Raw genomic sequence first — 17,725 nt, forward strand, 5'->3', positions numbered from 1 at the left:
ATGGCGTCGCAGCTGAACCCATTTGAGGACCAGAACCAGCTTGGCCAGCAAGGACTCGAGGGCGGAGACCTCAGTCAGCGCCAGGCCGACGGGAGCCTGGAGCAAGGGGTCGGCGGCGCCGAGGACATCACACGCAGCCTGGAACGCGTGGCAGCAGCCGAGGCGTGGCTGAGCTCCGGTCAATCCGAAGGCGGCATCGATGCGCACCTCCTCGGAGACAGCCTGGCTGAACTCACCATCAGGCCGGAGGGAACCGGAGGTGGGAGTGGTGTGTCCAGCGGTCCGCCAAGAACCCTGGTGGCCCTCGACACCAGGGTCAGCAATTGGCAGGAGCTCACCGAAGAACTGCCTACCAACGCCGACCTGCTGCTACTGGATGAATCCCGCAGCGGCCTGGATCAGATCAAGGATGCCCTCAAGGCCAGCAAGAACAGCGGCCTGGGCTACGCCAGCCTTGCTGTGGTGGGCAATCAGGAAGATGGCGGCCTTCAGCTGGGCAGCGACAGCCTGAGCGCTAGCGAAGCCGACCTAGGCGACCTGGGCGGTGAGCTAATCGGCGACGCCCGCATCAAGCTCTTCAGCGACGCGGTAGCGACAGAAACGGCGACTGAACCTGAAATCAAGGCTATCGCCACCGAAGTCGGCGATAAGGCCAATGAACTGCTGGTAGATGCGCGCCTAACCCTGCGCACCGCAGTGGCAAACGGCACAGCGGAAGCTGCCGTCAACAAAGCCTTTGATGCGGCCAACAGGGAAGCTGTGTCCGCGAAGCTGCAGCAGTTCCTTGATGGGAAAACAGCACCCGAAATCAGCTGGGCCAACTTTGATTCGCCAAGCATTCAGGGTGCATTCGTTGGGAGCACCAACACAATTCTCATCAACGAGAGCCTAAAGAGCTCGGACGCGCTGATTCAAACCGTTGTTCTCGAGGAAATTGGACATTGGCTGGAATTTGACCTTGGTCTCGATAGCCAGGGGGACGAGGGTGAGAGCTTCAGCAAGGGACTAGAAGGCAACGAAAGCATTAGTCAGCAGATTGACAAAGTTTTTCTAGCCATTGGCGCAGATCTATTTGAAGCTGAACTTTCCGAGACCACACTGCCCGCGACAAGCGCAAGCCTGACAGAAGTCGATGGCAAATACATAATTGCAATTGAGTTAAACGAAGGACTCACCAATCGCACCCTGCTAGCAAGCCAGTTCGAACTAATCTCTAATTCCCAGCAGTTCCCGACCTCAATATCAAACTGGGATAACTTTGGGGTCAAAGTTGAAGGGACGAATCTCCTCCTAACCATTAACCCTAATCTCATTACAGGCAATAACTCAGAATCCCTAACACTTGACCTGACCGACCAAACCCTGCAAGTCCGGTACACAGCCAGTCAGACCGTTTCTTCGAGACGGCTAATTAATTCAGCAGGTGGTGAATATCCTGGATTCGAAACTGGCTTTGCACTTCTAGTCAGCGAAAACAATTCACCAGAACTAGTCACTGGAACCGTTGGTGACCTCAGCGTTGCTGAGGACTCCGGGCTCACCACACTCGGCCTCGCTGGTCTCACCTATTCACCTGGACAAGGCGAAACCAACCAAACCCTCTCCTATACCGTTACCGCCACTCCCTCCTCTGATCTCGGTCAGATCGGTTACCTCGATGCCAATGGTGACTTTGTCGCTGTTCAAACTGGAACTTCACTCACCCTCGAGCAGCTTCAGGGCCTGAATTTCAAAACTGAACTCGACGCCTTTGGAGACTCCTCCTTCTCCTTTGCTGTCACCGACAACGATCCCACTGCTGCATCTACCACCGATCCGATCCAAACGCTCTCCGCTCAGCAGGCCGCTGAGCTCGAGTTTGAAATCAAGGTTGATCTCGATGGTGATTCCGTCGTCGGCCTCACTGTCAATAACGAGGTCATCAGCAAGCAATACGACGCCTCCGGTAATTACATCTCGAATACCTCTGATCGCCGTTACCTCTACAACACCTCTGAGGGCTTCCTGCTCTCGGTCAATTCCCTATCGACAGGCTCTGACCTGCGCAACGCTTCCACAAGCACAAGCGCTTATGAAGGTCCCTACCTGCTCCTCCTTAAGGACGCCGATGGCAACTCCTTCTCCACGCCATCGGGTGATTCCGTTGTCTCGCTGACCGTCCTGCGCGATCAATCCACCAATAACGTCAACGGCTACGACCTCCTCTCCAAAGATTCAAGCGGCAACTTCACTGAATATTTCTTCAGCATCGCTGGTGAACTCACCGGCGAAAACACTCCTTCTGCCATCGAGCTTGCATCCCTAGAGCTGCAAACCAAAACCGACCTCGACGGCGATGGAGTTGTTGTCACCACTGTCAACACCAAAGTCTTCGACAAAGAGCGCGATGCCTCTGGCAACTGGGTCAACAACAGCAGCGATCGGCGCTTCCTCTACAACACCTCCTACGGCTTGCTGCTCTCCCGTAATTCCCTCACTGAGGGATCGGACCTGCGCAATGCCCCCAACTACAACAGCACTTGGGAAGGTCCGGATCTCCTAATCCTCAACGGGGCAGCTGGCGCTTCCTTCTCCATTCCGGCCGGGGACTCTGTCCTCTCTCTTCAGGTCAACCGCGAAACCAACGCCTCTGGTTACAGCTTCGCCTCGAGCTACACCCTCATCACCAAGAGCACCGCTGGCGCTTTCACTGAGTTCAGCTTTGACCTCAGCGGCTCGCTCACGGATCAAGCCACCCTCTCAGCCACTGAAGTCTCTGCCCTTGAGGTCTCACTCCTCAGTGATCTCAATAGCGATGGCGTGACTGGCCTCACGGTCAACACTCAGCTCTACAGCAAAGACACCACCGTCACCGATGCTTCCGGCGGCACCTACACCATTCCCGATAGCAATAAGCGACACCTCTACAGCACCTCAGCAGGTCTGCTTCTCTCCAACAACTCCCTGACGGTCGGCTCTGACCTCAGCAACACCTACACCATGGGGACGGGCTCCTATGACGGCCCAAGTCTGCTCCTACTCAAAGACTCCGCAGGCGCTTCCTTCTCCATTCCCGCCGGTGAGTCCCTTCTCACCCTCAGCGTCACCCGCAACAACTCGAACAACGCTGACGGCTACTCCCTGCTCACCAAAAACACTGCTGGCACCGTCACTGAATTCAGCTTCAACATCGCCGGTCAACTCAGCAGCCAAAACACTCTCGCAGCCGCTGATCTTGCCTCCCTTGAGTTCCAGCTGAAAACCGATCTCAACGGAGATGGTGTCGCTGGCGTCACCGTCAGCAGCAAGCTCTTTGACAAGGAGCAAGACGCTTCTGGCAACTGGATGATGAACTCCAGTGATCGGCGCTTCCTCTACGCCACCTCGGGCGGCACGCTTCTCTCCTACAGCTCACTCAGCGTTGGCGGCGATCTCAGCAGTGGCACATCCATGGGCAACCCTTCCAGCATGGATGGGCCCGCCTTCCTTCTGCTCAAGGACGCCAATAACAACAACTTCTCCGTTCCAGCCGGCGACACCGTTCTCAACCTCAGCGTTGATCGCGATGGCTCCAGCTCCGTCGCTGGCTACAACCTCTACACCAAGAACACAGCCGGCACCGTCAGCGCCTTTAGCTTCGATTTGACGGGTGATCTCACCGGTCAATCCACACTCTCAGCCACCGAGCTCCAAGGACTTGAGGTTCAACTCCTCAGTGACCTCAACAGCGACTCAACCGTCGGTGTCACCGTCAACACAAAGCTCTTTGATAAAGAGCTTGATGCCTCTGGCAACTATCTCTACGACTACGACCGCCGCTTCCTCTACAACACTTCCGGCGGCCTTCTCCTCTCAAACAACTCACTATCGGAAGGATCTGACCTCAGAAACTCGATGCCAACGATGTCGGGTTCCTATGAAGGCCCCAGTCGTTTGCTCCTCACCGATACCGCCGGTGATCCATTCTCCGTCCCTGCTGGAGACTCCGTCCTCAGCCTCAAGGTCACGCGCAACGCCTTCAACAACACCGACGGCTACACACTCCTCAGCCAAAACACGTCGGGTGGCGTCACCCAGTTCAGCTTTGATCTCACTGGCAGCCTGACGGCTGAATCAGCACTCTCTACAGCTGAAATCGCTGCGCTTGAACTCACACTCAAGACTGACCTCAACAGCGATAACGTCGTTGGCGTCAGCGTCAATACCAAACTCTTTGACAAGCAATACGACGCCTCTGGCTATCAACTCAGCAACACCTCTGATCGCCGTTACCTCTACAACACCTCTGGCGGCCTGCTGATCGCGCGCGATCAACTCACTCTCGGTTCTGACCTCAGATACAACAGCAACTCCACTGGTGCTTCCATGAGCACGTGGGAAGGACCAAGCCTCGTCGTTCTCAAAGACTCCAACGGGTTTAACTACTCCATCCCCGCCGGACAGGACGTCCTCTCCGTCAACATCGTTCGTGAAACCGATGCCTCCGGCTCGATTGCTGCTTCCGGCTTCCGTCTGACAACCAAAGAAGGCGACACCATTCGCACCATCGACTTTGGGCTTGATGGAAAACTGCCAACCGCATCCAGCTTTACCGCTAAGACCCTCACCCAGACTCTCAATATCACGGTTACTCCGGTCAACGACGCACCCGTTGCGACCTACAGCAGTACACAGACAATTACGCAGGGCTTTGACATCGTCACCGGTCAACTGACGCGCCGTGATGTCGACAACGCTGAACCTGGCACCTATGCCCTCGTTGGCGATGCGATTCCCGGACTAACGATCGACAGTGATGGTTCCTGGTCATTTGATCCCGCGGATGACGCCTATGCGGGAATGACCAGCACTGACAGTCAGCAGATTGTTGTCAACTACTCCGTCACTGATACCGCTGGCGCCACTGGTGCTGGTTCCTTCACCATTGACCTCAATGGCGATCCTTCCAAGAACTTCAGACCAGAACTAGTCACTGGAACCGTTGGTGACCTCAGCGTTGCTGAGGACTCCGGGCTCACCACACTCGGCCTCGCTGGTCTCACCTATTCACCTGGACAAGGCGAAACCAACCAAACCCTCTCCTATACCGTTACCGCCACTCCCTCCTCTGATCTCGGTCAGATCGGTTACCTCGATGCCAATGGTGACTTTGTCGCTGTTCAAACTGGAACTTCACTCACCCTCGAGCAGCTTCAGGGCCTGAATTTCAAAACTGAACTCGACGCCTTTGGAGACTCCTCCTTCTCCTTTGCTGTCACCGACAACGATCCCACTGCTGCATCTACCACCGATCCGATCCAAACGCTCTCCGCTCAGCAGGCCGCTGAGCTCGAGTTTGAAATCAAGGTTGATCTCGATGGTGATTCCGTCGTCGGCCTCACTGTCAATAACGAGGTCATCAGCAAGCAATACGACGCCTCCGGTAATTACATCTCGAATACCTCTGATCGCCGTTACCTCTACAACACCTCTGAGGGCTTCCTGCTCTCGGTCAATTCCCTATCGACAGGCTCTGACCTGCGCAACGCTTCCACAAGCACAAGCGCTTATGAAGGTCCCTACCTGCTCCTCCTTAAGGACGCCGATGGCAACTCCTTCTCCACGCCATCGGGTGATTCCGTTGTCTCGCTGACCGTCCTGCGCGATCAATCCACCAATAACGTCAACGGCTACGACCTCCTCTCCAAAGATTCAAGCGGCAACTTCACTGAATATTTCTTCAGCATCGCTGGTGAACTCACCGGCGAAAACACTCCTTCTGCCATCGAGCTTGCATCCCTAGAGCTGCAAACCAAAACCGACCTCGACGGCGATGGAGTTGTTGTCACCACTGTCAACACCAAAGTCTTCGACAAAGAGCGCGATGCCTCTGGCAACTGGGTCAACAACAGCAGCGATCGGCGCTTCCTCTACAACACCTCCTACGGCTTGCTGCTCTCCCGTAATTCCCTCACTGAGGGATCGGACCTGCGCAATGCCCCCAACTACAACAGCACTTGGGAAGGTCCGGATCTCCTAATCCTCAACGGGGCAGCTGGCGCTTCCTTCTCCATTCCGGCCGGGGACTCTGTCCTCTCTCTTCAGGTCAACCGCGAAACCAACGCCTCTGGTTACAGCTTCGCCTCGAGCTACACCCTCATCACCAAGAGCACCGCTGGCGCTTTCACTGAGTTCAGCTTTGACCTCAGCGGCTCGCTCACGGATCAAGCCACCCTCTCAGCCACTGAAGTCTCTGCCCTTGAGGTCTCACTCCTCAGTGATCTCAATAGCGATGGCGTGACTGGCCTCACGGTCAACACTCAGCTCTACAGCAAAGACACCACCGTCACCGATGCTTCCGGCGGCACCTACACCATTCCCGATAGCAATAAGCGACACCTCTACAGCACCTCAGCAGGTCTGCTTCTCTCCAACAACTCCCTGACGGTCGGCTCTGACCTCAGCAACACCTACACCATGGGGACGGGCTCCTATGACGGCCCAAGTCTGCTCCTACTCAAAGACTCCGCAGGCGCTTCCTTCTCCATTCCCGCCGGTGAGTCCCTTCTCACCCTCAGCGTCACCCGCAACAACTCGAACAACGCTGACGGCTACTCCCTGCTCACCAAAAACACTGCTGGCACCGTCACTGAATTCAGCTTCAACATCGCCGGTCAACTCAGCAGCCAAAACACTCTCGCAGCCGCTGATCTTGCCTCCCTTGAGTTCCAGCTGAAAACCGATCTCAACGGAGATGGTGTCGCTGGCGTCACCGTCAGCAGCAAGCTCTTTGACAAGGAGCAAGACGCTTCTGGCAACTGGATGATGAACTCCAGTGATCGGCGCTTCCTCTACGCCACCTCGGGCGGCACGCTTCTCTCCTACAGCTCACTCAGCGTTGGCGGCGATCTCAGCAGTGGCACATCCATGGGCAACCCTTCCAGCATGGATGGGCCCGCCTTCCTTCTGCTCAAGGACGCCAATAACAACAACTTCTCCGTTCCAGCCGGCGACACCGTTCTCAACCTCAGCGTTGATCGCGATGGCTCCAGCTCCGTCGCTGGCTACAACCTCTACACCAAGAACACAGCCGGCACCGTCAGCGCCTTTAGCTTCGATTTGACGGGTGATCTCACCGGTCAATCCACACTCTCAGCCACCGAGCTCCAAGGACTTGAGGTTCAACTCCTCAGTGACCTCAACAGCGACTCAACCGTCGGTGTCACCGTCAACACAAAGCTCTTTGATAAAGAGCTTGATGCCTCTGGCAACTATCTCTACGACTACGACCGCCGCTTCCTCTACAACACTTCCGGCGGCCTTCTCCTCTCAAACAACTCACTATCGGAAGGATCTGACCTCAGAAACTCGATGCCAACGATGTCGGGTTCCTATGAAGGCCCCAGTCGTTTGCTCCTCACCGATACCGCCGGTGATCCATTCTCCGTCCCTGCTGGAGACTCCGTCCTCAGCCTCAAGGTCACGCGCAACGCCTTCAACAACACCGACGGCTACACACTCCTCAGCCAAAACACGTCGGGTGGCGTCACCCAGTTCAGCTTTGATCTCACTGGCAGCCTGACGGCTGAATCAGCACTCTCTACAGCTGAAATCGCTGCGCTTGAACTCACACTCAAGACTGACCTCAACAGCGATAACGTCGTTGGCGTCAGCGTCAATACCAAACTCTTTGACAAGCAATACGACGCCTCTGGCTATCAACTCAGCAACACCTCTGATCGCCGTTACCTCTACAACACCTCTGGCGGCCTGCTGATCGCGCGCGATCAACTCACTCTCGGTTCTGACCTCAGATACAACAGCAACTCCACTGGTGCTTCCATGAGCACGTGGGAAGGACCAAGCCTCGTCGTTCTCAAAGACTCCAACGGGTTTAACTACTCCATCCCCGCCGGACAGGACGTCCTCTCCGTCAACATCGTTCGTGAAACCGATGCCTCCGGCTCGATTGCTGCTTCCGGCTTCCGTCTGACAACCAAAGAAGGCGACACCATTCGCACCATCGACTTTGGGCTTGATGGAAAACTGCCAACCGCATCCAGCTTTACCGCTAAGACCCTCACCCAGACTCTCAATATCACGGTTACTCCGGTCAACGACGCACCCGTTGCGACCTACAGCAGTACACAGACAATTACGCAGGGCTTTGACATCGTCACCGGTCAACTGACGCGCCGTGATGTCGACAACGCTGAACCTGGCACCTATGCCCTCGTTGGCGATGCGATTCCCGGACTAACGATCGACAGTGATGGTTCCTGGTCATTTGATCCCGCGGATGACGCCTATGCGGGAATGACCAGCACTGACAGTCAGCAGATTGTTGTCAACTACTCCGTCACTGATACCGCTGGCGCCACTGGTGCTGGTTCCTTCACCATTGACCTCAATGGCGATCCTTCCAAGAACTTCAGACCAGAACTAGTCACTGGAACCGTTGGTGACCTCAGCGTTGCTGAGGACTCCGGGCTCACCACACTCGGCCTCGCTGGTCTCACCTATTCACCTGGACAAGGCGAAACCAACCAAACCCTCTCCTATACCGTTACCGCCACTCCCTCCTCTGATCTCGGTCAGATCGGTTACCTCGATGCCAATGGTGACTTTGTCGCTGTTCAAACTGGAACTTCACTCACCCTCGAGCAGCTTCAGGGCCTGAATTTCAAAACTGAACTCGACGCCTTTGGAGACTCCTCCTTCTCCTTTGCTGTCACCGACAACGATCCCACTGCTGCATCTACCACCGATCCGATCCAAACGCTCTCCGCTCAGCAGGCCGCTGAGCTCGAGTTTGAAATCAAGGTTGATCTCGATGGTGATTCCGTCGTCGGCCTCACTGTCAATAACGAGGTCATCAGCAAGCAATACGACGCCTCCGGTAATTACATCTCGAATACCTCTGATCGCCGTTACCTCTACAACACCTCTGAGGGCTTCCTGCTCTCGGTCAATTCCCTATCGACAGGCTCTGACCTGCGCAACGCTTCCACAAGCACAAGCGCTTATGAAGGTCCCTACCTGCTCCTCCTTAAGGACGCCGATGGCAACTCCTTCTCCACGCCATCGGGTGATTCCGTTGTCTCGCTGACCGTCCTGCGCGATCAATCCACCAATAACGTCAACGGCTACGACCTCCTCTCCAAAGATTCAAGCGGCAACTTCACTGAATATTTCTTCAGCATCGCTGGTGAACTCACCGGCGAAAACACTCCTTCTGCCATCGAGCTTGCATCCCTAGAGCTGCAAACCAAAACCGACCTCGACGGCGATGGAGTTGTTGTCACCACTGTCAACACCAAAGTCTTCGACAAAGAGCGCGATGCCTCTGGCAACTGGGTCAACAACAGCAGCGATCGGCGCTTCCTCTACAACACCTCCTACGGCTTGCTGCTCTCCCGTAATTCCCTCACTGAGGGATCGGACCTGCGCAATGCCCCCAACTACAACAGCACTTGGGAAGGTCCGGATCTCCTAATCCTCAACGGGGCAGCTGGCGCTTCCTTCTCCATTCCGGCCGGGGACTCTGTCCTCTCTCTTCAGGTCAACCGCGAAACCAACGCCTCTGGTTACAGCTTCGCCTCGAGCTACACCCTCATCACCAAGAGCACCGCTGGCGCTTTCACTGAGTTCAGCTTTGACCTCAGCGGCTCGCTCACGGATCAAGCCACCCTCTCAGCCACTGAAGTCTCTGCCCTTGAGGTCTCACTCCTCAGTGATCTCAATAGCGATGGCGTGACTGGCCTCACGGTCAACACTCAGCTCTACAGCAAAGACACCACCGTCACCGATGCTTCCGGCGGCACCTACACCATTCCCGATAGCAATAAGCGACACCTCTACAGCACCTCAGCAGGTCTGCTTCTCTCCAACAACTCCCTGACGGTCGGCTCTGACCTCAGCAACACCTACACCATGGGGACGGGCTCCTATGACGGCCCAAGTCTGCTCCTACTCAAAGACTCCGCAGGCGCTTCCTTCTCCATTCCCGCCGGTGAGTCCCTTCTCACCCTCAGCGTCACCCGCAACAACTCGAACAACGCTGACGGCTACTCCCTGCTCACCAAAAACACTGCTGGCACCGTCACTGAATTCAGCTTCAACATCGCCGGTCAACTCAGCAGCCAAAACACTCTCGCAGCCGCTGATCTTGCCTCCCTTGAGTTCCAGCTGAAAACCGATCTCAACGGAGATGGTGTCGCTGGCGTCACCGTCAGCAGCAAGCTCTTTGACAAGGAGCAAGACGCTTCTGGCAACTGGATGATGAACTCCAGTGATCGGCGCTTCCTCTACGCCACCTCGGGCGGCACGCTTCTCTCCTACAGCTCACTCAGCGTTGGCGGCGATCTCAGCAGTGGCACATCCATGGGCAACCCTTCCAGCATGGATGGGCCCGCCTTCCTTCTGCTCAAGGACGCCAATAACAACAACTTCTCCGTTCCAGCCGGCGACACCGTTCTCAACCTCAGCGTTGATCGCGATGGCTCCAGCTCCGTCGCTGGCTACAACCTCTACACCAAGAACACAGCCGGCACCGTCAGCGCCTTTAGCTTCGATTTGACGGGTGATCTCACCGGTCAATCCACACTCTCAGCCACCGAGCTCCAAGGACTTGAGGTTCAACTCCTCAGTGACCTCAACAGCGACTCAACCGTCGGTGTCACCGTCAACACAAAGCTCTTTGATAAAGAGCTTGATGCCTCTGGCAACTATCTCTACGACTACGACCGCCGCTTCCTCTACAACACTTCCGGCGGCCTTCTCCTCTCAAACAACTCACTATCGGAAGGATCTGACCTCAGAAACTCGATGCCAACGATGTCGGGTTCCTATGAAGGCCCCAGTCGTTTGCTCCTCACCGATACCGCCGGTGATCCATTCTCCGTCCCTGCTGGAGACTCCGTCCTCAGCCTCAAGGTCACGCGCAACGCCTTCAACAACACCGACGGCTACACACTCCTCAGCCAAAACACGTCGGGTGGCGTCACCCAGTTCAGCTTTGATCTCACTGGCAGCCTGACGGCTGAATCAGCACTCTCTACAGCTGAAATCGCTGCGCTTGAACTCACACTCAAGACTGACCTCAACAGCGATAACGTCGTTGGCGTCAGCGTCAATACCAAACTCTTTGACAAGCAATACGACGCCTCTGGCTATCAACTCAGCAACACCTCTGATCGCCGTTACCTCTACAACACCTCTGGCGGCCTGCTGATCGCGCGCGATCAACTCACTCTCGGTTCTGACCTCAGATACAACAGCAACTCCACTGGTGCTTCCATGAGCACGTGGGAAGGACCAAGCCTCGTCGTTCTCAAAGACTCCAACGGGTTTAACTACTCCATCCCCGCCGGACAGGACGTCCTCTCCGTCAACATCGTTCGTGAAACCGATGCCTCCGGCTCGATTGCTGCTTCCGGCTTCCGTCTGACAACCAAAGAAGGCGACACCATTCGCACCATCGACTTTGGGCTTGATGGAAAACTGCCGGTTCAGTTCACGCCGAAGACACTGACGGAGACCGTTGATATCAGCGTTCAGGCTGTGAATGATGCACCGGTCATCACTGATCAGACCACCCAGATTCAAGCATGGGAGATTGGATCTGGGGAAAACCTGCTAAATGCGCAAGGGATACTCAACCTCGAGATCCAGGCAACTACTGATCTCAATTCTGACGGCATTGTCGGCGTCACCATCGACAGTCTGGTCTTCAACAAGTTTGGTGATACCTCCATTCCCTACTTCCTCAACAGCTCTGGTGGTATTGATAAATACACCTTCCATGAGTCAGGCGGCTGGTCTTCTAGTTCTATTCCTAACAGCTCAGGCAACACCGATTGGCAGGAATACCAGACCTGGCTCTCCGCAGGCAATACGCCCAATCCTCCAATCAACGGTCAAAACCGTTCGGTTTACTCCTCAGCAGATGGGCTCGTCATTAGCAGTTGGCAGGCTCTGACATCCGGCTCTGATCTCTCAGACACCAACGGCTTCGCTGGAGATGACAACATCGTTCTCCTCTCCGATTCTCTGGGCGGATTCTCCATCCCGCAAAACGAGACCCTGGTTCTCGCACGCCGGGCCAACAACAACCAATACGACGCAAGCGGCTACCAGCTACCGCTCACCTATGAGCTCTTCTCCAATGACGAAAGCGGAAACGTTATTAAACGCACATTCAGCAACACTGGCTCTCTGATCAGCACTCAGGAATCACTTTCCACAGGCGAAATCATCACTGCTGAGTTCTCCTCCTGGACCGACCTCGATGGCAATGGCATCATCGCCGCACGAGTTACTGGCGTCCTTTATGACGAGTCCGATGCATCCGGAAATATCTACAACAAGTCCGCCGTCTATCAAACCGATGCTGGACTGGTCTTCCATGCGCTGAACAACAATGACGCTCTCGCCATTGGAGATGACCTCCGCACAATCGCATGGAATAGCAGCAATAATTATATACCTGGCATGTATGGAGATGGTGGTGCAATCCTGACCACAGAGACTGGTAGTTTTACGCTCAACACCGGAGAGACCATCCTCAAAGCGCGCTCAGGCGAATACCTGGGTGGCGCTTCTGCTGCAAACCGTGGCAATACCTTTGAGCTCTACACAAGCACGGCAGAAGGGGAGATCAGAAAGACTGTCTTCAGTGCAGCTGGAGATTATCTAAGCGATACGCTCCTGGCCGATACAAACCTGAGCAGCTACGAGATTCGAACCGTAAGCGATCTCAATGCTGACGGCATTGTCGGCGTCACCATCGACAGCCTTGTCTTCAACAAGTTTGGCGACACCTCCATTCCCTACTTCCTCAACAGCTCTGGTGGAATTGATAAATACACCTTCCATGAGTCAGGCGGCTGGTCTTCTAGTTCTATTCCTAACAGCTCAGGCAACACCGATTGGCAGGAATACCAGACCTGGCTCTCCGCAGGCAATACGCCCAATCCTCCAATCAACGGTCAAAACCGTTCGGTTTACTCCTCAGCAGATGGGCTCGTCATTAGCAATTGGCAGGCTCTGACATCCGGCTCTGATCTCTCAGACACCAACGGCTTCACTGGAGATGACAACATCGTTCTCCTCTCCGATTCTCTAGGCGGATTTTCCATCCCGCAAAACGAGACCCTGGTTCTCGCACGCCGGGCCAACGACCAATACGACGCAAGCGGCTACCAGCTACCGCTCTCCTATGAGCTCTTCTCCAATGACGAGAGCGGAAACGTTGTTAAACGCACATTCAGCAGCACTGGCTCTCTGATCAGCACTCAGGAATCACTCTCCACAGGCGAAATCATCACTGCTGAGTTCTCCTCCTGGACCGACCTCGATGGCAATGGCATCATCGGCGCACAAGTTACTGGCGTCCTTTATGACGAGTCCGATGCATCCGGAAATATCTACAACAAGTCTGCCGTCTATCAAACCGATGCTGGACTGGTCTTCCATGCGCTGAACAACAATGACGCTCTCGCCATTGGAGATGACCTCCGCACAATCGCATGGAATAGCAGCAATGGATATATGCCTGGCATGTATGGAAATGGTGGCGCAATCCTGACCACAGAGACTGGTAGTTTTACTCTCAACACCGGAGAGACCATCCTCAAAGCGCGCTCAGGCGAATACCTGGGTGGCGCTTCTGCTGCAAACCGTGGCAATACATTCGAGCTCTACACAAGCACGGCAGAAGGGGAGATCAGAAAGACTGTCTTCAGTGCAGCTGGAGATTATCTAAGCGATACGCTCCTGGCCGATACAAACCTGAGCAGCTACGAGATTCGAACCGCAAGCGATCTCAATGCTGACGGCATTGTCGGCGTCACCATCGACAGTCTGGTCTTCAACAAGTTTGGCGACACCTCCATTCCCTACTTCCTCAACAGCTCTGGTGGTATTGATAAATACACCTTCTATGAGTCAGGCGGCTGGTCTTCTAGTTCTATTCCTAACAGCTCAGGCAACACCGATTGGCAGGAATACCAGACCTGGCTCTCCGCAGGCAATACGCCCAATCCTCCAATCAACTTTCAAAACCGTTCGGTTTACTCCTCAGCAGATGGGCTCGTCATTAGCAATTGGCAGGCTCTGACATCCGGCTCTGATCTCTCAGACACCAACGACTTCACTGGAGATGACAACATCGTTCTCCTCTCCGATTCTCTGGGCGGATTCTCCATCCCGCAAAACGAGACCCTGGTACTCGCACGCCGGGCCAACGACCAATACGACGCATGCGGCTACCAGCTACCGCTCTCCTATGAGCTCTTCTCCAATGACGAGAGCGGAAACGTTGTTAAACGCACATTCAGCAGCACTGGCTCTCTGATCAGCACTCAGGAATCACTCTCCACAAGCGAAATCATCACTGCTGAGCTTTCCTCCTGGACCGACCTCGATGGCAATGGCATCATCGGCGCACAAGTTACTGGCGTCCTCTATGACGAGTCCGATGCATCCGGAAATATCTACAACAAGTCTGCCGTCTATCAAACCGATGCTGGACTTGTCTTCCATGCGCTGAACAACAATGACGCTCTCGCCATTGGAGATGACCTCCGCACAATCGCATGGAATAGCAGCAATGGATATATGCCTGGCATGCATGGAAATGGTGGAGCAATTCTCGATATCAAAACGATGTGGGAGGGAGAAGAGATCCTCAAAGCAAGATCAAATGGATCAAGCATTGAGCTGTTTGTCAAGCAAACGATAAACGAAAAGAGCGTAATCTGGAAAGGAGTATTCGACAATTACGGAACGATCTACGATTACCAGACAACCGATTCAGTCATACTCGGTCGAGTGACTGGCAACGACGTTGAAGACGGAGCAGACCTTAATTTCTTCATCAGTGGCGAGGATGTCGCTGGATTCACACTGAATGCCGATGGATCGTGGGTGTTCGACCCTACAGACTCGGCCTATGATTATTTGTCCGAGAATGTGGTCTTGGATCTAGAGATTGAGATCTCCGCAACAGACAGTGAAGGGCTTGGCACTGAAGTCCACACGTTGACTATCAACCTGATAGGCACAAACGATGCCCCTGTTGCAAGCTTCACTACTGCTCAGTCAGCCATTGAAGCCGGAGCCTCTATTTCGGGTCAGCTCACTTCATCTGACGTAGATGCCTCCGGCATTCCCGTCTACTCACTGATCGGCTCAGAAATTCCAGGTCTCTCCATCAACTCTGATGGCTCCTGGTCTTTCGACCCAACGAATTCCGCCTACGACAGCCTCGCCAAAGACGACTCTCAAGCGATCACTGTCACCTACCTCGTCACTGACGACCAAGGCGCGACGGATCAAAACTCCTTCACTATCAACCTCACCGGCACCAACGACGCTCCTGTTGCAACTTTCACGACCGCTCAGTCAGCTACCGAGGCCGCAAACTCCATCTCTGGTCAACTCACATCCACCGATGTTGATGCTTCTGGCAGCCCCGTCTACTCACTGATCGGCGCCGAAATACCAGGGCTTTACATCAGCACTGATGGTTCCTGGTCTTTTGACCCAACGAATTCCGCCTACGACAGCCTCGCCAAAGACGACTCTCAAGCGATCACTGTCACCTACCTCGTCACTGACGACCAAGGCGCGACGGATCAAAACTCCTTCACTATCAACCTCACCGGTACCAACGACGCTCCTGTTGCAACTTTCACGACCGCTCAGTCAGCTACCGAGGCCGGAAACTCCATCTCTGGTCAACTCACATCCTCGGATGTTGATGCTTCTGGCAGCCCCGTCTACTCACTGATCGGCGCAGATATCGCAGGTCTCTCCCTCAGCTCTGATGGTTCCTGGTCTTTCGACCCAACGAATTCCGCCTACGACAGCCTGGCCAAAGACGCTTCTCAAACTATCACTGTCAACTACCTCGTCACTGACGATCAGGGTGCAACCGATCAAAACTCCTTCACTATCAACCTCACCGGCACCAACGACGCACCTGTTGCAACATTTACCACCGCACAGTCAGCAATTGAAGCCGGTACTTCCATCTATGGTCAACTGACATCCTCCGACGTCGATGCCTCCGGCATTCCCGTCTACTCACTGATCGGCGCAGAAATTCCAGGTCTCTCCATCAACTCCGATGGCTCCTGGTCGTTCGACCCCACTAACTCCGCCTACAACAGCCTCGCTAAAGACGCCTCTCAGGCGATCACCGTCAACTATCTCGTCACCGACGATCAGGGCGCAACAGGTCAAAACTCGTTCACCATCAACCTCACAGGCACAAACGACGCTCCTGTTGCCGCACCGAGCTACGACTTCAGCTCAGTTATTGAAGACGGGACGATTGATATCAGCAAAGAGCAGTTGCTAGCAGGTGCTAGCGATGTCGATGGCGACACTCTGACAGCGGACCTGCGCTATTCAGGTGATAAGGGACAACTTGTGACCACGAACGGGGGGTGGAGGTTCACACCCAACAGTAACACCAATGGAGTAATTAACTTTGAGGTGATTATTAGTGATGGAACTGATTCACTGCCCATTCCTGCGACACTGCTTATCAATGCAGTCAACGATAAGCCTGTCAGCACAGGTGCCGAAGTCACCGGCCATCTAATCCTCGAGGATGCGGACCCGTTCAAGGTTTTCAGTAGCAATATTGGCTTTGCACCTGCTCCAACCACAGCCACAGATGAGGCAAATCAGACACTTCAATACAAACTTGACTACATTGAAACAAGCTCGCTAGGAACATTTGAGCTAGAAGGCGCTCAGCTATCCGCTAGTCAGCCCCTCACGATTGAGCAGGTCAGGGACATCACCTTTAGGCCCTATGCCAATGCCAACGGGACAATTGCGTATACATTAGTTGTCGAAGACAGTGCTGGCGAAAAGATCTACCTCTCAAATACAATTCAAGTAACAGCCGTCAACGATGCTCCCGTTAGCGAAAACGGTCGACTGGTATCCATTCTTGAAGACAGTGGAATATCAAGCGTCGGCTTTGAATCAATCAATTTCACCTCTGGCGGAGGCTTAGACGAGGCAAATCAGGAAACCTACTTTGCTTTTGAGAAAGACAAGCTTGCTGCCTTCAACGCAGCAAATGCGCCAGGAAGGCTTGTCATGCTTGAGAACGGTAGCCAAACGATTGAGCTTGAGAACAAGCTTGCAATCGACGAGACGGTTCTTTTCCTAACTGTTGACGAGGCAAAACAGCTCCGCTACGTCACCAACGACAACAGCTTTGGTGTAAGGGGCCTCGAGTACTACGTCGTCGATAGCGACCTATTCGTCCATGGTGCAGATGGAGAAGTAGTGCCTTCGTCCGACTCTTTTAAAACTGGTATGGGGCTGGAGAACGGACTCAAGGAGACGTTGACCGTCAACGTGATCGAGTTCAATGACATTCCAGAGTTCCCTAGCGGGACTTATACCTACCAAGGCAATGAAGACAGACCGGATGCCATCCAAGGAAAACTATTAGCTCAGGATACGAATAAAGCCGCTGGGCTGAAGTATTCGCAGATAGGAACCCCACTGAATGGGTTCACGATCGAAGAATCTGGCGAATGGTCGCTAGACACAACCACCAGTAGCTTCCAGTCAATAAGAGATGGCGAGACATCCACGTTCAAAGCCTATGTACGTGTTAGCGATATCCATGGTGCGTCTTCCATCCAGGAGTTGACCTTTGAGATTACAGGCACCAACGACGCTCCTACCGCCACCTACACCACCAATCTCTCCGCTCTAGAAGGCGCTAACTCCA

Annotated in this window: 1 protein-coding gene (only partly in view); it reads left to right on the forward strand. The window is 54.4% G+C overall.

The window, feature by feature from the left end; translation table 11 throughout:
* Positions 1–17,725: the 5' portion of a tandem-95 repeat protein gene (locus tag LY254_RS04120; protein WP_247479093.1), read on the forward strand. Its footprint extends 14,525 nt past the window's final position; the window shows 17,725 of its 32,250 coding nt (coding positions 1–17,725); its start codon is at positions 1–3; the stop codon falls past the right edge of the window.

The sequence above is a fragment of the Synechococcus sp. NB0720_010 genome, from assembly GCF_023078835.1.
In the GTDB taxonomy this organism is placed as follows: domain Bacteria; phylum Cyanobacteriota; class Cyanobacteriia; order PCC-6307; family Cyanobiaceae; genus Vulcanococcus.